The organism is Bacillus cereus group sp. N24, from assembly GCF_016483345.1.
Lineage (GTDB): Bacteria > Bacillota > Bacilli > Bacillales > Bacillaceae_G > Bacillus_A > Bacillus_A toyonensis.
Genome location: NZ_JAEHCA010000033.1, coordinates 1 through 19,334, shown reverse-complemented (window position 1 = coordinate 19,334; position 19,334 = coordinate 1). Strand labels below are relative to the sequence as shown.

Below are 19,334 nucleotides of genomic sequence, written 5' to 3'. Positions count from 1 at the left end.
CCTTATATGATTTAGTGTGTATGGTTTTCTTTTCAAATAGTTCAATTGTCTCGACATACATAAAGTGTTATTCCACTGCTTATCGAATGTACGTTTGGTGTATGGTAGTCATATACCGAAATGGAGGTGAATTAAATGATGATTAATAAAGCCTATAAGTTTCGTATCTATCCAAATAAAGCACAAGCAATTCTAATCAACAAAACGATTGGTTGTACTCGCTTTGTATTCAATCATTTCCTATCTTTATGGAGTCACGCATACAAAGAGACAGGAAAAGGTTTGACTTATGGTACATGCTCTGCCAAACTACCTGCCATGAAGAAAGAGTTTGTTTGGCTAAAAGAAGTGGATAGTATTGCGATTCAGTCGTCTGTTCGCAATCTTACGGATGCTTATACACGTTTTTTCAAAAAACAAACTAGTGCCCCGCGTTTCAAATCTAAGAAAAACAACGTACAATCTTACACCACAAAACAAACAAAAGAATACATTGCCATTGTAGGAAAAAAGATAAAGTTGCTGAAAGCACAGCGTGTTCTTTCTAGAAGAATGAAAGGCTCTTCTCGCTGGAATAAACAGCAGGTAAAAATAGCTAGAATCCATGAATACATTTTAAATGCTAGAAAAGATTACTTAGACAAAAACTCAACTGAAATCATCAAAAACCACGATGTTATCGGTATTGAGGATTTGCAAGTATCGAATATGTTAAAGAATTATAAGTTAGCAAAAGCAATTAGTGAAGTATCTTGGTCGCAATTTCGATTAATGTTAGAATACAAAGCAAAATGGTATGGCAAACAAGTCATTGTCGTATCGAAAACATTTGCTTCCAGCCAATTATGTTCTTGTTGTGGATATCAAAATAAAGACGTTAAAAATTCAAACTTACGTAAATGGGACTGCCCTTCTTGTCGTACACACCATGATAGAGATATTAACGCAAGTATCAATCTAAAGAATGAAGCGATAAGGCTTCTAACCGCAAGGACTGTGGAGATAGCCTAATAAATTAGAGTTCGATAGAACTCTTTACTTAGGAATCCCCCTCTTCTAAACGAAGTGAAAGTGGGGGTAGTTCAAAAGAAGTAAATATGAAAAAGTTAGAGAATCATCTTAGTTATTAAATAGATTCTGTCTATACTTTAAGTAGAGCCCAATTTATTAAATTTAAATAGTTTATATGTTCATATATAGAATTTTGAAGGGGGTAAATTGTAAATGATTCCAACGTCAACATATGTGGCTAAATGGGTATTAGATGACTTAACACTTGCATCAAGACCAAATCAGGGGATCAAACTAAGTACATTTAAAAAGTTAGAGAAACTTTATGTAGAATACAGAGAAATGATTGAGGGAGATACTAGCTTTGAAATCACACATTATCTGCTAGAGTTTATCAATCCACATAATCTTTTTGTAGTAAGAGAAGGTTACTATATATTTGATAATAAAACGATGAAATTTATTAAAGTATCGGACGATATTCATTTTTTAAATCAAAGCTTAGCTTATTGTAATAATGGAGTTGCAGTGGATTTAATAAACGGAAAAATGCATTTTTTAGAAGGGCATTATTATAAAGTTAAGACCTCATATGTTGATTTGTTAAAAGGAGAAACTATCCCTGTAATGGTACTAAGTCATTTAGATAATAATGTTGGAATATCAGTTCCTTTGACAATGTTTAATGAGGAAAGAACTTTTAAAATTTCAGAGAGTTATATAGTGGATCTTACCTCAAAGAATTGTAACAATGAGAGTGAATTTAATGAAAAGGGAAACGTAATACGTTTTCTAAAACCTTCTATTGTGTAGTTAAGTATATATGTTAATTAAATTCATAATGAATTTAAGAGGGTGAAAAAATTGTCTTTTGAAATGTATACAGCCTTTCGAGGTAAAGTAATTATAAAGGATGAATATAAAGGATTGGTGGAATTAATAAATACAGGAAGCTAGGAAGAAGAGAATGATTATTATACCAATTTAAAAGATAATGAATGGTCATCTATAGCCAATCTAAAGAACTACAGAGATCCAGAACATAACGTGGGACCTATCACATTATTTATGGAAGTAGCAGCACATATTATAAGGCTGGAAGTTTGGTATGGTGAGGCTGATGAACCGGAAGAATACTTTTTTATAAATAATGAATTTAAAAAGAAGCTGTAGCAGTAATTAAATATTGCTGCTTTTTATTTATTAATACACTAAAATTATTGTCGTTAGCGTTGTATATATTCATTTATAATAGAATATGGAAAATTTTACACTGCAATAATAAAGATTTTAGTATATAAGAGCTGGGAGCAGCTCTTTTTATTTTGCTCAGGGGGAGTGTGAAAGAAAAAAGTTTATGTTAGTGGCAAAGTTAAATGATCTAATAGAAAATAAAAAATTAGAATTAGTAGAACTGGTAAATAAACATGGCTTTAGTCATACGAAAGTCCTCTATTTAAGTCAGGAAATTGATAAATTAATTAACAAATAAATGATTATAAAAAAGGAACCCTATAATAGTAGGGTTCAAAGGGAACAGATACATAAAATAAATAAAGAGAATAATTTAATTATATAAGAAATTTGATACTGTGATATTGAGAAAGTGTAAAATCCTAATTAATTATTTTCGTTTGAAAAGTGATGTAATTACTATTTTAAAATTAAGAACAGAGTTAATAAATAAAGCAGTAAAACTAATTGAAATAAAAGAAGATACCAATGTTAGTAAACAGGAAGTCAATATTGCATTTAATTTATATGAAGAATTACAAAAAATAAACGAACCTAAGAAATTTAAACTTTATCCTTTTAATGAAAAGGAAGCCAGTGAATTCTCACTAGCTGATTTCTCGGAAGACGCAAAAAAAATTATTAGTTTAAGAAACTGGGTTTTAGAAGTGCTACCTTGTATAATCAGGTTGGAAATTTACCTCTAACAAGGGAGAATGACGACTTGATAGAGTATCTTAAAGATTGCTTTAATACTTATATCTCTGGGTTAGAGAACATTTGCAGTGCAACATTAGAAACAGTCATTAGGAGTAAGGATTTAAAGCTTGTAAAGGATTTGTGTAATGGGATTATTAATTCTTTAAAAGAATATTATAAAGGTTTCCCGTCAAAGGCTTTTAAAGAATTTCATAGAGTTTTAATAAATAACGTGTCTATACCAAATCATTTCAATGATATAAAAACACTTCAAAACTTTGACAATGAATTTCTCTATAAAATGCGAGTCGGTACCAATCATGTATTTACAAGTGAAGAAATGTTTCATATTCCGTTAGAATTTCGGGGAATAGTTAGCACAAATAGATACAGTATTCCTGGGGTACCATGTATCTATTTAGGAAGCTCACCTTTAACCTGCTGGGAAGAACTTAATAAACCTGATCTAAACATGGTTCAGACTTCAGTATTTAAATCAGATGATATAAGTTATATAGATTTATCTACACCACCTGTTGTTTTTATAGAGAAGATAATTAAGAAATTTGATGATTTCGGTACAATTATGAAAGAACGCTTATTTGCGGATAGGTTAAACGAACCAAATGAAGTAATTTCTTATCTAATTATTTGGCCTTTAATGGCAGCATGTTCTGTACGTGTAAAAAATACGACTGACACATTCAAACCAGAATATATTATCCCACAACTATTATTGCAGTTTATAAGATATAATGGATTTTTTGATGGCGTAAGCTACTTCTCAACTAAAGTAGATAACTAATCTGCTGCAACAGCCGTACTTTATAAAAATTTTGCCTTTCCTGTTCAAGATGGAGCAACTAAAGGTCTTTGTCCAGAACTACTAAGTAAATTTGAGGTTTCAGATGCAGTACCGTGGAATATGTTTCAGTTGTATAAGGATTCAAATCATTGTGATCTCCATGAGGGAGTTTGACAAACCTATAGATTCAAATGTTTAGGAGACTAGATGAATTTGTGATATATTTTAAAAGTAGTGCACAAGTGCAAAATCACAAAAAAGATCACCTGTTAAATTTTATAGGTGGTCTTTTCATGTTTATTAAATATTCTTTTGATTGAAATAGTGCAGAGGCTTATTCTTATTTTCAATAGATAAAATTACATGAAAGTAAAAAAGTGGAGAATTATTTGTCTAAATATATAGAATTTTTAACAAAATTTCATAATTATGTTATATAATGATGTTAACAAACTATATTTTAGGCATTACCCCCGATTGTGTAGAATAAATAATTTTTCGATGAGCTAAAGTATTTTGCTAAAAGAACTTGTAGCGGGGCCTGCTACAGGTTCTTTTATTTTTTTAGTAAAGCAAAATAAGAAAAAAGGAGGGAATACAAGTATGACAAGAAATTTTAAGAAAGCAGCACTTAATTCGTTAGATGGGAAGTGGGGAGTAGGTATAGGAGTATCAGCTTTATTCTATTTTGTACCAACCTTAAGCGCATCAGCAATCGCCACTTTCATGTATTTAATATTTGCACTGTTTATCGGGATAATTGGCCCGGATGTGTTATTTATTTATTCAATTGGTGGGGAACCACAAGTAGATCCAACAGCACTTGCTGTACTTATTCTAAGTTATATTGGTTTAGGTGGGGTTTGTTTCCTAATTTATAGTCTCATACAAGGTATCTTCAATTATGGATATTCTGTTTTTACTTTACACTTAGGGAAAAAAGAAGATGCTAAGGTAGACGATGTATTTTCGGGATTTAAAAAGAAGAATGTGTTTAAATCAATGAAATTGGGGCTGTTGCAAGCTATTTTTCTTTTTTTATGGAGTCTCTTATTAATTGTTCCAGGTATTATTAAATATTTTTCTTATTCCATGTCGTATTACATATTAGTAGAGAATCCTGATTATTCAGCAAGTGAAGCATTGAGAGAAAGTAAAAGAATAATGAAAGGACAAAAGCTAAAGTTATTTGTTCTTTGGTTAACATTTATTGGTTGGTTTTTATTAGCCGCATTTATAGGAATGTTTACATTTAACCTATCATTTATTTTCATTTCTCCTTATTACAACACAACTGTCTCACATTTTTACTTAGAATTAATTAAAAAACAGGATGTTGGAGAAACGAAAGTAAGTATATAGATAGGAAGAAATTATGTTTAAGGTGAAGTATATACCTTGTGGATAGTGGATATGCGATTAAGCATATCCACTTTTTAATATTATATTAAAGGACTTAAGCTGCTGGATATATTATGTTTATTATGATTTGAGCATGGATACCGCAAACATGTTACAAGTTAGAGTGAATAGGGTAAGGAAAACGTAAACGTGTTGCAAGCCAAATGAAATGGAGTAAGGACTATAAACAAAACATGTTATTGTTGGGTTGAAATAAAGTTTGATTATACATGCTTTGGAAATCTTTATTAAATGAGCACTAAAAAGAATCCAATTTGAAAAAGATTAATCAAAATGAAATGTTATTAAAATATAAAAATAATCAATTATAAAAGTGATTTTGAACGTAAGGAATTTGTAAGGAAGAGGTAAGAAAAAAGAGATTTTCATTGTATATGATTAAAATGTAAAGAAGAGTGAGAGGAGAAAAAATACTATATATTTCTATACAAAGTTTAATAGATTATATAAAAGAACAAGACAAACTTAATAGACACCTATTAGAAAAAATTGAAGAGATGGAGAAAGAACGAAAAAGTGATAGAGAAATTCTAGAACGTATGGAACATCAACTTACCCGACAAGAAAACCGAGAAAATGAGAGAGATAAAATGTTGATGGAAAATATACGAAGTATTCAACAGCTTGCAATTACAAAACAAAAAGGCTCACTTCTATATAACAAGGAGTGAGTTTTTTGTTTGCTACCGACAATGATACGTTATGTTAACTTCATATGAATATGATATACAGAAAAATACTCATAACAAGTCATCTCTTGAAAGTGGTAAAATTAAGTAATTAGAAGTTGTCATGTTTGTACTTGCTTAAAAAATCGTATTCTTTGCCATTATATTTGTTCTTAACCTCTTGTTAAACGCATACTTTTCAAAGACCAAATATCCCATTCACAGTTTACTGTACATTTTCTTGGTACAAACATTTGTAGTAAGCATTTTGGCATATTTAGCTCTAAAACATGTACATCCTTTCTTAGAACAATCAAAGGTAGTTACTGCTTATTTTAAGTAAAAGGAGTGGAAAATATGGCGAAAATAAAAAATAGTATACCAAAGGGGGATAAGACTTTAGACATAAAACTAATACAAGATGGCTGGACTCCAATGAAAGAACCTAAAAATTTTATCAACACTCTTTTGCTGTCCGTTCCTTTTATGATTATTAATACACTCATTTCAATAGGGATAATCAATATTTTTTCCGATATATCTTTACATGAGTTTGGATTAACAGAAGAGGGAGTATTCATAACTATCGATTTAATATCCCTACTTCTCATTGTTTTTCTTGTAATCCTTCATGAGTTAATTCATTTAATCTTTATACCTAATTTCATAAAATCAGAAAAAACATGGATTGGACTCACTCTCTTTGGAGGATTTGTTGCAACAGAAGAAGAGATTTCAAAACTAAGATTTGTATTTATTACAATTGCTCCTTTTTTTATCATTTCGATCCTAACACCACTTCTATTTAGTATTTTCGGTGCATTGACAACAAATTTAAAATGTTTAATATTGTTGAATTCAATGGGATCATCAGTAGATATGCTTACACTTCTACTAATACTAAAACAAGTGCCTCCAAATGGTATTTTAAGAAATAACGGATTGAGAACATACTGGAAATGCACAAAAGTTAAAGCTCAAACACTTAAATTATAATGGCATAAAAGACTTTTACGAGACCATATATATTATTTTCTGTTTAACTTCTGAGAACGATAATTATGTATCTAGAAAAAGCCCCTTCAACAAGTAAACTGAAGGGGCTTTTTCTAGATACATTGAATACCGATAAGTGGTGTTATGTTAATCGACATACATACTATATGCAAGGGATAAAAGTTATAAAATAGAGATGATTTTCATATCGTATGAAAAGGGATTGGAGCTATGAAATTTGGAGGTGAATTATGTTAAATGAAGAAAGATGGAAAGGTCTTATACCAGATGAATATTTGAGTGCTTCTGCATTAGATCCAAATTTGATTGGTCCTACATTACCACCTATTCCACCTTTTACTTTTCCAACAGGACCAACGGGATCAACAGGGCCAACAGGACCAACAGGACCAACGGGATCAACAGGACCATTTGCCACTAATACCAATGCCTTTATAGTAAATTTTACTACTACAGCTCTTATCCCTCAAGGTACAGGAATACCATTAGATACTAATTTAATATTGACACCAGGAATATCACATACACCTGGCTCTAGTGTTATAAATTTAGATGCTGGTACTTATTTAGTTGAATATAATACTGTATCGCAAGCTCCAACAGGTAATTTTGTATCTACTAGAGCCCTTCTTAATGGTTCTACTATTACTGGAGCTATTGTTGTTAGTCCGCAAGTAGCTTCTGGAACATTTCAATCCTTAAGTTCAGGATTTCTTGTTATAGCACCTAATCCAGTTAATACTTTGGAAATTGCTGCTGATTCTTTAGGAGGGAACATTTATAATTCGCAGTTTGCAAGTATTCCAAATGTATCTGTAAGAATTGTTAGATTAAGCTAATAATTCGCTTATTTACTTGATTTTGAATGTATAATTTTGTTATATAAATTGAGGTTATTAGGGGAATTAGTGAGAAGTCAATAATTTAGGGGGGGATGAATGTAAACAAATATTTAAAAGTTTACTTTCAGGAATAACAAAAAAAGAGTCCTATATTAAGAGGACTTTTTTTTCTATTTCCCTTATTTTTTTCCGCAACTGTTTGCCAAGTGAACATGCTCATTAAAAATTTTGTTGTTAATTTGTTTTTCATATTTTTTTAATGTTTCATTTATTTTACTACCAGTTTTACTTTCGAAACTTTTCTCTAGCTCTGATGCTATATCTCTTGTATTTGTTTGTAAATCGTGAAATATCCCTATGTTTTTTTGAAGAGCATATGTATCTTCTTTTATAATATCTATTGATTTAAACTCTACCTCTGTTTTTAACATCATACGCTGCATTTCTTTTTCAATTTGTTTTTTAGCAGCTTGTAATTCATCAACAACCTGATTTGCTAAATCTCCTGCAGCATTTTCGATTTGTTTTTCTATCTTTTTAATTTCTCCCATAAAATCGATCATATAATTATCCCCTTATTTAATTTGAAAATTTGATGCTAATTGGTTGTCTTTATCTCTTAGTGAATTTGCTGCATCACTAATATCATCTCCGAATCGGCTTAAACTCTTTTGTTCTTTTTTTAAAAGATGGATTAATTCTTCTGCTAGGTTTGCGTCATGGAAATAGTCATTTCCACCTTTTCTAATTTTAGCAATTTGTGAGATGGCTTCATCTACTTCGTGTTCTTCTAATAAATGATATCTTCCACCTGGCCCTGTTTCATGTTTTAATTGATTTTTTAACTTTTGAACTGCTTCAGCTTCGTTTCTTTGAAATTCTTCTATATTTTTTGCGATATCTGATAATCGATTGCTGAGTGTTTGAATTTTTTTTGCTTGTTTTATAATATCTTCAGGTTCTAATTTTAATATGGGGCTTCCATTTGAATGAAAGGATCCCTTAAATGTATCTCTGCCGTGTCCGTCCATAGTTAAACGTGTAAAAAGTCCTTGTTTTGTATCGTTCTGTCTCACTGTGTATTGCTTACCAATTAGAGGTGCACCGAATTGAGTGTGGTTACCAATTGGGTCATTCTCATGTGTATAATCCGTAGCCTTATTTTCCATTTCCCCTTTATCTACTCGTTTTTTTGCTTCAGGACTTAGTAAACCATAGGGATTTGGTGCTGCCCATGTAGTTGCATAAAAATTCCGTTCCGAAGCAACATAATCAGCTTCTGCGCCTCCTTTACTATGTCCTGTAGCGTGCACATAAGTTGGCTGATATGTTTTATTTACTTTATCTACCCATTCCAATCCTGTATTAAAAGATGTTGCAGAATCCGGTTTTATTGTTTGACTATTACTTGGAGTAATTACTTTAGAATGTGTTTTAATTCCAAACGTAATCTGATCGATATCTGTTTCGAAATCTGCTGATTGCTTAGGCTCTGTTCCACGAAATGCAAATATTATAGTTTCATAGTGAGTTTTATTTTTTTTATAATCCTTTGCTGGTACCACTGCAATAGCTTGTAATCCATTTTTTACTTTCTCCTTGTCTGCATCTATGAATTCTATGATTCTCCAGGCTTGACCATTAGCCCCCTCTATTTTCTTACCTTTTTCTAAAAATTCATCTTTATAAACTTTACTTGAAAGCTCGAAATAATCTTCATCTGTTGCAATTGGGTTCTTTTCAAATTCATTCACATGTCTCAACTCATTTCATGGTATATTTTAACTATATTCAAATGTAAGGGGATTTCTTATGAACAAGAAATTGGTAATTTTTGCATCCATTATTTGTATTATAGCAGGAGGATATTTTACAATGGAATACTTAAAACAAAAAGAAAAAGAAGAACAATTTTGGAAACGACAAGAAGCAAGAGTGGAAAAGTATATTCGTTATAATATTAAGGATGTGAAATCTATTACATTCACAAATAATGAAGTTGATCCAATGGGGGTTCCTTCTGTAGACGGATATATAAATGGTAATAAGAAATTAGATTTCTCAGCTAGTATTAGCACAACAAAAGATTTTGAAGATAAGTTTTCATGTTCTGGAGAACTATATGATAATTATGTTAAAAAACCTGAAAAATCCGTATCTGAAATTGAAAAAGAAGAGAAGGAAAAGAAATAAAAGTAGTCTTTGCACTACTCTTCTCTATCCCATTTTAAGAAGAATACATTGGTAGGCTTTTTATAAGGAGATTTCCAATGAAGAAAGTAATGATTTTGGTTGTATCTGTTATAGTGCTCATAGCAGGAGGATATTTTACAATGGAATACTTAAAACAAAAAGAAAAAGAAGAAAAGTTTTGGAAGGCACAAGAGGCAAGAGTAGAAAAGTATATTCATTACAATATTCAAGATGTAAAATCGATTACATTTAAAGAACACAGTGTAAGTCCAATGGGTGTTCCCAGATTAAAAGGTTATATAAACAATAATGAAGAATTGTATTTTATAGCTTATATTAGTACTACAGAAAATTTCGAAGATGATTTCACACGTTCTGGAGAACTTGGAAAACTAATAAAAAACCCTAAAAAATCAGTATCTGAAATTGAAAAGGAGGAGAAAGAAAAACAACAAGAGTAGTCTTTGTACTACTCTTTTCTTCTCTGTCTCATTTTAAGAAGAATCCATTGGTAGGTTTTTTATAAGGAGATTTTCAATGAAGAAAATAATCATTTGGGTTGTATCTGTTATAGTGCTCATAGCAGGAGGGTATTTTACTATGGAATACTTAAAACAAAAAGAAAAAGAAGAAAAGTTTTGGAAGGCACAAGAGGCACGAGTAGAAAAGTATATTCAGTACAATATTCAAGATGTAAAATCTATTACGTTTACAAAAAAAGATGTAAGTCCTATGGGCGTTCCTTCTGTAGAAGGATATATAAATAATGATAAGGAATTATGGTTTGATGCAAGTATAAGTACTACAGATAATTTCGAGGATAAATTTGGTTGTTCCGGAAAATTAGATAAAATGATAAAAAAACCAGCAAAATCGGTATCTGAAATTGAAAAAGAAGCGAAAGAAAAAAATCAAGAGTAGTTCTTGCAACTACTCTTCTCTATCCCATTTTAAGAAGAATGCAATGGTAATTTTTTTATAAGGGGAATTTCTAATGAAGAAAGTAATGATTTTGGTTGTATCTGTTGTAGTGCTCATAGCAGGAGGATATTTTACTATGGAATACTTAAAACAAAAAGAAGAAGAGGAAAAGTTTTGGAAAGTACAAGAAGTACGAGTAGAAAAGTATATTCGTTATAATATTCAGGATGTAAAATCTACCACATTTACAGAACATAAAGTAAATCCAATGGGTATTCCTTATATAAAAGGATATATAAATGACGATAAGGAATTGTGGTTTAATGCTAGTATAAGTACTACAGAAAACTTTGAAGATAAATTCTCGCGTTCTGGAGAACTTGGAAAACTAATAAAAGACCCTGAAAAATCAGTATCTGAAATTGAAAAAGAAGAGAAGGAAAAGAAACAAGAGTAGTCTTTGCGATTACTCTTGTTTTTTATTATAGAAAAATAAAATATTTGAAAGTTTTTAACAATGGATTATAATATATTTAGTAAAATTAACCAAATTCGTATTTTACTCATTATGTACTAAAGGGGAGATAAAAATGGCAGGACAAATTCGTATGTCACCAGAAGAGCTTAAATCGAAAGCGACTCGATATGGACAAGGTGCAAATCAAATTGAGGACATTTTACGTCAACTACAAAACTTACAAAATGAATTAAGAGGAGAATGGGAAGGCCGTGCATTTGAAGGTTTTGACCAACAGTTCAATGAATTAAAGCCAAAAGTACAAAACTTCGCACAGCTATTACAAGAAATTAATATGCAGCTTAATAAAACTGCAGAGGCTGTTGCTTCTCATGATGAAGAATTATCACGTAATTTCGGTTTGAAATAAGAAATGTTATCATTTTTACATAAAATTCTTGGAAAATGATAGAAAGTAGACTAGTATTCAAAAGTTTACTTTCTATAAAATGAAAAGAGTCCTATTAATTTAGGACTCTTTTTTAGTTTAAATAGGGTTAATATTACTTGTTTTTTTAGTGAAAATAAAATAAGTGATCAATATTATGCTAATTATATAATGTAGTGTGACTATCCAAAAATCACGAGTAATAAATGTTACTGTTATAGTTAGAGAAAGATTTGTTAAAGCAAATAACAAATATAAACTTGTTTCTTTTTTATCCCATTTTTTTCTGTTAATAAGGATATAAATAAATCCTATTAGAGGAAGAATAAAGCAAAGAAAAAAGATTAATTTGTCTTTAAAACTCCAAGTTGTTAAAGTTTTGAGTTTCATTTAAGTTTCCTTTCTATTATTATTTTTCGAATATTCTATACATATTTTACCACAAATAGTTAATTTAATATTGACTTGGGAATTGAAAACAAAAGTAAACTAATATCTAAAAGTTTACTTTCAAATCATGAAAAACTAAAAGCACTTTTGATAGTTTCAGAAGTGCTTTTCAAGATGATATTAATAGATGTGTTTAAAAGTATGATCTTAGTACAAAGGAAATATTAACGATTAGTAAACTGCATCAGTATATCTTCAGTATGCTCTGCATTTAAGTGATAAATAGTAGTATCTCCTATATGTCGAATATATGATTCGTTTTTATGTCCTTCTACATTGAAAGTCAATATTTCAAATGTAATCTTTTCTTTATTATCTAATGAAAATTCAATAATACGTTGAGAAAGATTAGAAGAGTTTTCGGAAAGCTTTTTTTTCCAAAAAGTTGTTTTTGATACAACTGTTTTTGAACTAATTAGTTTTTGAAATACATTTTTTGCATCTTGACCATAATCTTTAATAGTACCTTTAGCAACCGAATTTGTTTCTAAATATTTTACCTTTGAAATCATATCAGGAGTTAGTTTTATTTTATCTTTAGGTTCTACTAAAAAAAAATATATACATATACTTATGAATGTAAATACTAGTCCTTATAATATTTTTAAACTTCGCATAATGGTTACCTCAATTTTTAAAAAAATATATTTTTATTATTATATATTATTTTAATACTTATAAAAATAAAACTTGGATGTTTAAAGGGTTTTTCATTACGATACATTGTTGTACTTGCAATGATATTGAAAGTAAACTTCTATTCAAAAGTTCCCTTTTATGTTTTAGGTCTAAAGAAAGAGGATAGCCCCTCTATTCACCCAGCCTATAACCTTCTTACTCTCTCTATATAGGGCTAAAAGCTTCGCAAGGAAAACGAGCCAAACCTCAACCTGAAGTACCAGCAAAATGCGATAACCAATCAAGTATAAGATAGACATCATGAATTTTATAAGATGAGTGTAAACAAGTATACAAGCCAAAGTATTAGATTCGAATATAGATAATTATATTAAATTTCGAAAATAAGGAGATGAATTGTTTTGAACTCATATTTTTCAAAACAAAGATGCTGTCGTAGACTTTTTCCTGCTTTTCCACCTGCTGTCCCTCCAATTCCAGAACCCCAAGGACCACTAACGATCATGACATGGAACATCTATTTTGGAACTATCTTAACACCTTTAGTAGGAACCACTCCAGAGCAACTCCCACAACGTGTTACTGAGGTCTTTACACTGTTTCAAGCAACAAATTTTCCGGTACGAGCAGGGGCTATTGCTGATCAAATTGCAAGAAAAATCCCAGATATAATAGGTCTTCAAGAAGCAGCAATATGGCAACTTTTGTTACCTCAAAATTCTGAAGTAGCAGTAGAGTATGATTTTGTTTCGATCCTTCTCAAGGAGTTAGAAAAAAGGGGATTGCATTATGAAGTTTTAGCAATAGTAAACACTACGGATGCTACGTTACCTAGTAGCACCGGCTTCAACGTTCGATTTGTAGATCGAGATGCGATTTTGGTGCGAAAAAATTCAGGACTTAAGTTCTCAAATATACAAACAAAGATTTTTGAAGCTTTTCTTCCCGTTCCAGTTGGCGGTAATGTTGAAAAACTCCTATTTGGTTTTATATCTGTTGATGTCGAAATATCCGGAAAGAAATTTAGACTCGTAAATACTCATTTACAACCCATTACACCTGGAATTCCCCAAACACTTCCAATACAACTGGCTCAAGCTCGTGAACTTTTAACTGGCCCGGGAGCGACTGATCTTCCCTTAGTATTCATAGGGGATTTCAACTCAAATTCTAACGGCAGTGGACCATCTTACAATCTTTTGATAAATGCAGGATTTAAAGATACATGGACTATCGCAGGAAAAGGCAATGGATTAACATGTTGCCAAGATGCTAATGTATTAAATTTGATCTCGCAACTATTTGTTAGAATAGACTTAATTCTCTTTCGAGGCAATTTCAAAGTTGAAAAAGTGGACGTTGTAGGAGAAGAGCAAGAGGATCGCACACCAACGGCACTATGGCCTTCTGACCATGCAGGAGTTGTGGCTAGCTTGATTCCTCCTTCCTAAAGAAAGGACTATATTAAAAGACTTTAATAAATAAAGGATACAGTCAGAGAAATATAAATAACGATAAGCTGCTAACCCCATAAAACAGATGATCTATCTGATAGTGTTTTATATGGTCCCCCAACTATAGACGGTAATATTGTGATGGGATCTATCATAATTTATTTAATTTACTATCGATAACGACAATTATGTAAATAAGCTGCCCATATGGGCAGCTTATTGTTTTTGTTTAACATATTTTTTTCGAAATGCTGACGGTACCCCATCGCCATCAAGCTAATATTTTGAGACACCCCCAAAACGATATTTTTATTTTTCTACAGTTACTTATGGAAATTCAGCTTATTGCCTTTCGTTTTGGGGAACAATTTATTTCTTAAGTTGTTGGGCATGTGGTACTGCTCCTTTTAATTTTTATAACATATACTTGCTCTAGGCTGATTTCAACAATAATCTTCTAATATATGTTTCTCCATAACTAGACTCCTTATGTGAAAATTTATCACTACTAGCCCAAAAAAACATTTATCTCAAATCATATACCGATTTACAGTTTGATACGTAAATAATACAACTAGCTCTTTTCAGTTCCAATTGCTTACCTCCTTCTGAATTAACTCTCGATGTTAATTAGAAATATAACGAATTGTTTTTCCAACCGACTTTCTTACACACAATCCCTAGGATTAACTTCCTGTACTAGTGAATGCACTTAATCCATATTTCCAGAAACGATAAGAAATGAAACATAGTATAATAGCAACAAGTGGTGTACACAAAGATACCCATTTATACCCCTTATCGAAGAAAAAGGCAGCTGGATAAAAGGATGTGAAACTGTAAGGAATAATAAACGTTAAGATAAATGCGATAACTTTATTATAAATTGTAATCGGATACCGTGAAAAATCACTTAAATTGAATACTGCTGATACAACAGGGAGACTATCTGTCATCCAAAAAGAAAATGTTATAAAAAATAAATTTAATGCAACAAAGATAAGACCACTTGAAATAATCATTATGATGAGTATTAGTACATTTCCCAATGAAATTGCAATATCTAGATTACTAATGGAATAATAAAGAACCATTCCCCCTATTATTAGTTGCCCTATTCCATCTTGTTGAACACGCTCCGCTATAATTTGGAACAGCGGGTTAATAGGACGGATTAGCAAACGATCTAAATTTCCTGTCCGAATGTATTGCCATCCAATCGTCCATAAATTATCAAAGAAAATGTGATGGATTGCCCTCCCTGCAAACGCAATACCGTAGATTAAGAGAATTTGATAAAAATTCCACCCTTTCAAAGTCTCAATATGATCGAATACAACTTTTAAAAAAAAGATAGCGGCAAATTGTTGAATGAAGACTGAAGAAATTCCTATTAAAAAGTCTACTTTATATTCCATCATAACTTTTAAGTGTTGTTTAAAATAGACAATGTATAAGAATGAGTATCGTTTTAGAGTTTGCAACAACTCATTCACCCCCCAAATATTGTGATTTTTCGGATTGCTAAAGTCCATAAAAATCTAACAAGTACTGTAATAAAGATTAACCATATGAATTGTGTCACAATTGCAGTATAAGCCTGGGTACCTGAAATAGAACCTGTATAAATAGAAACAGGTATATAGACCATAGACTGAAAAGGCAAAAACATACTAATTTTTTGAAACCATTGTGGATAAAGCGTTAATGGTACAAGTGCTCCGGAACAAAATTGAAGAACAGACTCTCGTAGAAGTCGAAGTCCCCATATATTAACGGTCCAAAAAGCTAATATACCAATAACAAGATCTAGTTGAGTTCCAATTAAAATCCCTAAAACTACACTTACCATAAATAATAGAAAAGACTCTATTGATTGTGGTAGTTGAATTCCTACAAACCAGACGGCAAACAGTAGCATAGGGAACGTTGTACGCATAGAATTAGAAATTTTTTGCCCTATATCCATCGCTACAAGTTTATCTAACAAATGATATGGCTTCATAAGTTCCAATGCTATATCACCTTGTTTAATCATTCTCGCTAAATTGGTTCCTACTCCAGATACGTATTGTTCCAATAACAAAGCTATAACCATATAAGTTAGCATATTAGATAGTGAAAGTGCTCCAACAGTCTCTTTATTCTCGTATACAGCAGTCCAAAAATAATACAACGTACATAATTTAACGATAATTGCAAATGTACCCGTCCAATACCACGCTGCATATGAGGTATCTAGCTTTATCTGCACTTTAAGCATTTCCCAATATTTTCTCAAGGGATTCCTCACCTCCATGCTGATAAAGATCTTTAATAATTGTCTCTAATTTAGGGTTTGAAATCGTCAAATCTGATATTTTATTGTGCCTTGCAAGTTCGGAAAGCACAAATTCCGATGAAACTGTCTTTGTGTGAAAACTTAACTCTACGCGAGATTCATTTTCTGCTTCATTCTTCTGTACCACTATGTAATTTTGTAATGATACAGGAATCTCAAACATTGTGTGCTCTTCTAATTCTAAAGATAGGATGCGGTTATAAGAAAAACGATCTTTTAGATCTTGTAAGTCCCCATCATAAATAATAGATCCTTTATCAATAATAATAATTCGCTGGCAAAGCTCTTCTATGTCCTGCATATCATGAGTAGTTAATACAACTGTTGCGTCCAATTTCTTATTCATTTCCTTAATAAAACTACGTATCTTTTCCTTTACATCAATATCTAAACCAATTGTAGGTTCATCTAGGAATACAACAGAAGGTTGATGAAGAAAAGCAGCAGCCAACTCACAACGCATTTTTTGTCCGAGTGATAGCTGACGAACAGGTAATGGCAATAAAGTTCCGAGATCCAGTACATCTTCAAATAAATGCAACATTTCCTGATATTTTGTTTCTGGAATCTCATAAACATGTTTTAATAGCTCGAAAGACTCCCGCACCGGTATATCCCAAGCAAGTTGTGTCCGTTGTCCAAAAACAGCTCCAATATTTTTAGCATTTTCCTGCCTATTTTTGTATGGAATAATTCCATTTACCTTAATTTCACCTGTATCTGGGGTTAAAATTCCACACAGCATCTTAATAGTGGTTGACTTTCCAGCACCGTTAAATCCGATATATCCAACCATTTCTCCTTTTTTAACAGAAAAAGCAATCGGTTGCACTGCCTGCTTATCATAATATTTCCGTTTTATTAAAGCTTTTATTGCACCCATTAAACCTGGCTCTCGCTCTAAAATCTTATAACTTTTCGTAACATTCTTTACTTCAATCATTTATAAGTCCCCTACTTCCCCTTTTACAAATATTAGCCGTTATACAGCTAAAGTATGATAGTAATTAAATACCTTCACCCTACTACACCTGTCTCCCATAAAATAAAGATTAATTGTAGATTATAAACTAACATCCCTTTTTAACGAAAGCGTTTGCATTAATGGAAACTAGTATAATTTTACAGGAGCATTTAAATATAATCAACAGATTTAAGTGTGTGGAAACAAACCACACGCAAGACCTTTTTTCTTTGACCTAATATTTTTTATGTAATTTTTCAAGTCTCTTCCATATCGACCTTTTTCCCATAATTAATTCTCCATATGCTTTTTTTTCTCGAATAGAGTAAACATCAAGTAACTCTAAAATATACAATAAAAATAGTAGGTGGGGAGTATTTGACGCTGACACGAAAAGCGTTTTCCCTATCGGCATCAAGTTAAAAAACTAATTATCCCACAAAACACAAAATCGAGCTGAATTCACATAAATAACTGTAGAGAGATAAAAATTTCATTCTGGGGGTACTATAAAATTTTAGGTTGATGGTCATGGGGTACCGCCAGAATTTCGAAAAAAACCACGCTTAGAAAAAAAGTATAATCAGCTGCCCATATGGACAGCTGATTTACATAATTCTCGTTATCGGTAGCTGTTGCTTTAAAAGGAAAAAGAGGATTTACAATGAAGAAATATGCCAAATTACAGGTGTGAGTCAGGGCGCCCTGTATCGTAGATTAAGAGAACTTGAATAAATCACAAATACCTCTCTTGTCCAGTTTAGTTAGATTTATTAGTCAGTTATTGTTTTAATTAGTCTCCTGTTTTAAAGATCTAAATGCAAATGCACCTGAAATGATTTGTAAAACCACTGGAATGAATAAAATAAATAAACCTAAAAACAATGAAATTATACTTAATACAATCATGCAAATACCATAAGTTTTATTATTTATTTTATTAACACAACAAGCTAATACTAATAGGCCTATTTGAATAATTAAGGCGATGCTAGAAGTAATGATAATATATTCTCCAATACCTCCAGAACTAGTATTAGAACTTGTGTAAGAAATACAACCAATTACAATAAATAAAGAAAGTAAGAGTCCTAAGATTCCTCCGATTAAGCCGATTACAAATTCTAAAGTGCGTTTCAAATTACAATACCACCCTTCAAAAATATTATTTATATTAGCCCTTATTTACCATGATTTTGGAATTGCTAAATATTTTATTTAGATTCTTGCTTTAAAGGTCGAAACGCAAATCCACCAGAAATAATTTGAAGAATTACTGGAATAAATAAAAGGAATAATGACATAACCAATGTTACTAATGGAAGTAATATCATACAAAGTCCGTAGACTATATTGTTAATCTTATTTACTGAACATGCTAAAACTAACAGCCCTATTTGAATAATTAATAAAATAGAGTAATAAGTTAAAGCTTTATAATCAATATCACCATCCAAAACAGTAATAGCTAACATCAATATAATAAGAGAACCTATAACCCCAAAAATACCACCAATTAAACCCAGTATAAATTCAGGTGTTCTTTTCATTTCTAATACCTCCCTAACTATTAATATATTATGTATTTAACGTCCGTTTATCTATATTATCAAATGTAATTTGGAAATACTATGCATAAATGTATTGGGTTTAATATTAGATGTAGCTCTGTTTCACAATAGGGGTCCCGCCACACATCCATCAACTTAAGGTATATTTTTATACAAAATGCGGTCTTTCCATATAGTTTTTTATTATCTTTTATAGATT

Annotated in this window: 23 protein-coding genes and 1 pseudogene; 16 read left to right on the top strand and 8 right to left on the bottom strand. The window is 31.2% G+C overall.

Annotation, left to right across the window (positions count from 1 at the left end):
* Window positions 1-135 precede the first annotated feature (135 nt).
* The 10 genes and pseudogenes from JDS95_RS27030 to JDS95_RS26995 all read left to right on the top strand — a co-directional run bounded on the left by JDS95_RS27030 (window position 136) and on the right by JDS95_RS26995 (window position 7,694).
* Window positions 136-1,011 carry an RNA-guided endonuclease TnpB family protein gene (locus tag JDS95_RS27030; protein WP_085451173.1) on the top strand — a complete coding sequence of 292 codons (876 nt, stop codon included), beginning with the start codon at window positions 136-138 and terminating at the stop codon, window positions 1,009-1,011.
* Between the two features lie 213 nt (window positions 1,012-1,224).
* Window positions 1,225-1,824, top strand: a complete 600-nt coding sequence (locus JDS95_RS27025; protein WP_000613333.1) for a hypothetical protein — start codon at window positions 1,225-1,227, stop codon at window positions 1,822-1,824.
* 63 nt (window positions 1,825-1,887) lie between these two features.
* Window positions 1,888-2,184: pseudogene (locus JDS95_RS31325) on the top strand (hypothetical protein).
* A gap of 184 nt (window positions 2,185-2,368) precedes the next feature.
* Window positions 2,369-2,503, top strand: coding sequence for an aspartyl-phosphate phosphatase Spo0E family protein (locus JDS95_RS31620; protein ID WP_000959241.1), 135 nt, complete (start codon window positions 2,369-2,371; stop codon window positions 2,501-2,503).
* Between the two features lie 100 nt (window positions 2,504-2,603).
* Entirely contained in the window at window positions 2,604-2,951 is a 348-nt protein-coding gene (locus JDS95_RS31320; RefSeq protein WP_255255417.1) for a hypothetical protein, read from the top strand.
* Between the two features lie 17 nt (window positions 2,952-2,968).
* On the top strand, window positions 2,969-3,748 hold the full coding sequence (locus tag JDS95_RS31315) for a hypothetical protein (RefSeq protein WP_242474190.1): 780 nt from the start codon (window positions 2,969-2,971) through the stop codon (window positions 3,746-3,748).
* Window positions 3,749-4,351: 603 nt separating this feature from the next.
* Window positions 4,352-5,110 (top strand): DUF975 family protein, encoded by a 759-nt coding sequence (locus JDS95_RS27010; RefSeq protein WP_033660318.1) that lies wholly within the window; start codon window positions 4,352-4,354, stop codon window positions 5,108-5,110.
* A gap of 455 nt (window positions 5,111-5,565) precedes the next feature.
* Entirely contained in the window at window positions 5,566-5,841 is a 276-nt protein-coding gene (locus JDS95_RS27005) for a hypothetical protein (protein ID WP_001213862.1), read from the top strand.
* 354 nt (window positions 5,842-6,195) lie between these two features.
* Window positions 6,196-6,834 (top strand): DUF3267 domain-containing protein, encoded by a 639-nt coding sequence (locus JDS95_RS27000; protein WP_001062690.1) that lies wholly within the window; start codon window positions 6,196-6,198, stop codon window positions 6,832-6,834.
* A gap of 251 nt (window positions 6,835-7,085) precedes the next feature.
* Window positions 7,086-7,694 (top strand): exosporium leader peptide-containing protein, encoded by a 609-nt coding sequence (locus JDS95_RS26995; protein ID WP_199690885.1) that lies wholly within the window; start codon window positions 7,086-7,088, stop codon window positions 7,692-7,694.
* A gap of 182 nt (window positions 7,695-7,876) precedes the next feature.
* On the opposite strand, the gene JDS95_RS26990 is transcribed toward JDS95_RS26995, so the two are convergent.
* Window positions 7,877-8,260, bottom strand: a complete 384-nt coding sequence (locus JDS95_RS26990; RefSeq protein ID WP_000564897.1) for a hypothetical protein — start codon at window positions 8,258-8,260, stop codon at window positions 7,877-7,879.
* 12 nt (window positions 8,261-8,272) lie between these two features.
* A complete protein-coding gene (locus tag JDS95_RS26985; RefSeq protein WP_001001651.1) occupies window positions 8,273-9,451 on the bottom strand; it encodes a hypothetical protein in 1,179 nt (392 codons plus the stop codon).
* A gap of 58 nt (window positions 9,452-9,509) precedes the next feature.
* Here JDS95_RS26985 and JDS95_RS26980 point away from each other — a divergent pair, with 58 nt between their 5' ends.
* The 5 genes from JDS95_RS26980 (at window position 9,510) to JDS95_RS26960 (ending at window position 11,698) form a co-directional block, all read left to right on the top strand.
* Window positions 9,510-9,890: a DUF1433 domain-containing protein gene (locus JDS95_RS26980; RefSeq protein ID WP_001035739.1), complete on the top strand. Its 381-nt coding sequence runs from the start codon at window positions 9,510-9,512 to the stop codon at window positions 9,888-9,890.
* 77 nt (window positions 9,891-9,967) lie between these two features.
* Window positions 9,968-10,351 (top strand): DUF1433 domain-containing protein, encoded by a 384-nt coding sequence (locus JDS95_RS26975; RefSeq protein WP_000757434.1) that lies wholly within the window; start codon window positions 9,968-9,970, stop codon window positions 10,349-10,351.
* A 76-nt stretch (window positions 10,352-10,427) separates the two neighbouring features.
* Complete coding sequence (locus JDS95_RS26970) at window positions 10,428-10,811, top strand: DUF1433 domain-containing protein (protein WP_000720271.1); 384 nt, start codon at window positions 10,428-10,430, stop codon at window positions 10,809-10,811.
* A 73-nt stretch (window positions 10,812-10,884) separates the two neighbouring features.
* A complete protein-coding gene (locus JDS95_RS26965) occupies window positions 10,885-11,268 on the top strand; it encodes a DUF1433 domain-containing protein (RefSeq protein WP_000757436.1) in 384 nt (127 codons plus the stop codon).
* 133 nt (window positions 11,269-11,401) lie between these two features.
* Entirely contained in the window at window positions 11,402-11,698 is a 297-nt protein-coding gene (locus tag JDS95_RS26960; RefSeq protein WP_000918596.1) for a WXG100 family type VII secretion target, read from the top strand.
* 632 nt (window positions 11,699-12,330) lie between these two features.
* On the opposite strand, the gene JDS95_RS26955 is transcribed toward JDS95_RS26960, so the two are convergent.
* The gene (locus JDS95_RS26955; RefSeq protein WP_002049918.1) at window positions 12,331-12,678 is read right to left on the bottom strand and encodes a hypothetical protein; all 348 of its coding nucleotides are present in this window, start codon (window positions 12,676-12,678) and stop codon (window positions 12,331-12,333) included.
* Between the two features lie 528 nt (window positions 12,679-13,206).
* On the opposite strand from JDS95_RS26955, the gene JDS95_RS26950 reads away from it, so the two are divergent.
* Window positions 13,207-14,256: an endonuclease/exonuclease/phosphatase family protein gene (locus JDS95_RS26950; protein WP_001089788.1), complete on the top strand. Its 1,050-nt coding sequence runs from the start codon at window positions 13,207-13,209 to the stop codon at window positions 14,254-14,256.
* Window positions 14,257-14,945: 689 nt separating this feature from the next.
* Here JDS95_RS26950 and JDS95_RS26945 read toward each other — a convergent pair.
* From JDS95_RS26945 to JDS95_RS26925, 5 genes are all read right to left on the bottom strand, one after another.
* Complete coding sequence (locus tag JDS95_RS26945) at window positions 14,946-15,746, bottom strand: ABC transporter permease (protein WP_000942196.1); 801 nt, start codon at window positions 15,744-15,746, stop codon at window positions 14,946-14,948.
* Between the two features lie 5 nt (window positions 15,747-15,751).
* The gene (locus JDS95_RS26940) at window positions 15,752-16,540 is read right to left on the bottom strand and encodes an ABC transporter permease (RefSeq protein ID WP_001234175.1); all 789 of its coding nucleotides are present in this window, start codon (window positions 16,538-16,540) and stop codon (window positions 15,752-15,754) included.
* On the bottom strand, window positions 16,515-17,543 hold the full coding sequence (locus tag JDS95_RS26935) for an ABC transporter ATP-binding protein (protein WP_000573643.1): 1,029 nt from the start codon (window positions 17,541-17,543) through the stop codon (window positions 16,515-16,517). The genes JDS95_RS26940 and JDS95_RS26935 overlap by 26 nt, the downstream gene beginning before the upstream one ends.
* Window positions 17,544-18,353: 810 nt before the next feature.
* Window positions 18,354-18,704, bottom strand: coding sequence for a DUF4064 domain-containing protein (locus JDS95_RS26930; RefSeq protein WP_000831561.1), 351 nt, complete (start codon window positions 18,702-18,704; stop codon window positions 18,354-18,356).
* Between the two features lie 74 nt (window positions 18,705-18,778).
* On the bottom strand, window positions 18,779-19,114 hold the full coding sequence (locus tag JDS95_RS26925; RefSeq protein WP_000831721.1) for a hypothetical protein: 336 nt from the start codon (window positions 19,112-19,114) through the stop codon (window positions 18,779-18,781).
* Between the last annotated feature and the right edge of the window lie 220 nt (window positions 19,115-19,334).

Coding starts and splice junctions, on each gene's coding strand:
- JDS95_RS26925 (WP_000831721.1), bottom strand. CDS start 19,114: ATGAAAAGAACACCTGAATTTATACTGGGTTTAATTGGTGGTATTTTT.
- JDS95_RS27010 (WP_033660318.1), top strand. CDS start 4,352: ATGACAAGAAATTTTAAGAAAGCAGCACTTAATTCGTTAGATGGGAAG.
- JDS95_RS26990 (WP_000564897.1), bottom strand. CDS start 8,260: ATGATCGATTTTATGGGAGAAATTAAAAAGATAGAAAAACAAATCGAA.
- JDS95_RS26970 (WP_000720271.1), top strand. CDS start 10,428: ATGAAGAAAATAATCATTTGGGTTGTATCTGTTATAGTGCTCATAGCA.
- JDS95_RS27030 (WP_085451173.1), top strand. CDS start 136: ATGATGATTAATAAAGCCTATAAGTTTCGTATCTATCCAAATAAAGCA.
- JDS95_RS26955 (WP_002049918.1), bottom strand. CDS start 12,678: ATGATTTCAAAGGTAAAATATTTAGAAACAAATTCGGTTGCTAAAGGT.
- JDS95_RS26965 (WP_000757436.1), top strand. CDS start 10,885: ATGAAGAAAGTAATGATTTTGGTTGTATCTGTTGTAGTGCTCATAGCA.
- JDS95_RS27000 (WP_001062690.1), top strand. CDS start 6,196: ATGGCGAAAATAAAAAATAGTATACCAAAGGGGGATAAGACTTTAGAC.
- JDS95_RS26960 (WP_000918596.1), top strand. CDS start 11,402: ATGGCAGGACAAATTCGTATGTCACCAGAAGAGCTTAAATCGAAAGCG.
- JDS95_RS27025 (WP_000613333.1), top strand. CDS start 1,225: ATGATTCCAACGTCAACATATGTGGCTAAATGGGTATTAGATGACTTA.
- JDS95_RS31620 (WP_000959241.1), top strand. CDS start 2,369: ATGTTAGTGGCAAAGTTAAATGATCTAATAGAAAATAAAAAATTAGAA.
- JDS95_RS26995 (WP_199690885.1), top strand. CDS start 7,086: ATGTTAAATGAAGAAAGATGGAAAGGTCTTATACCAGATGAATATTTG.
- JDS95_RS26975 (WP_000757434.1), top strand. CDS start 9,968: ATGAAGAAAGTAATGATTTTGGTTGTATCTGTTATAGTGCTCATAGCA.
- JDS95_RS26935 (WP_000573643.1), bottom strand. CDS start 17,543: ATGATTGAAGTAAAGAATGTTACGAAAAGTTATAAGATTTTAGAGCGA.
- JDS95_RS26980 (WP_001035739.1), top strand. CDS start 9,510: ATGAACAAGAAATTGGTAATTTTTGCATCCATTATTTGTATTATAGCA.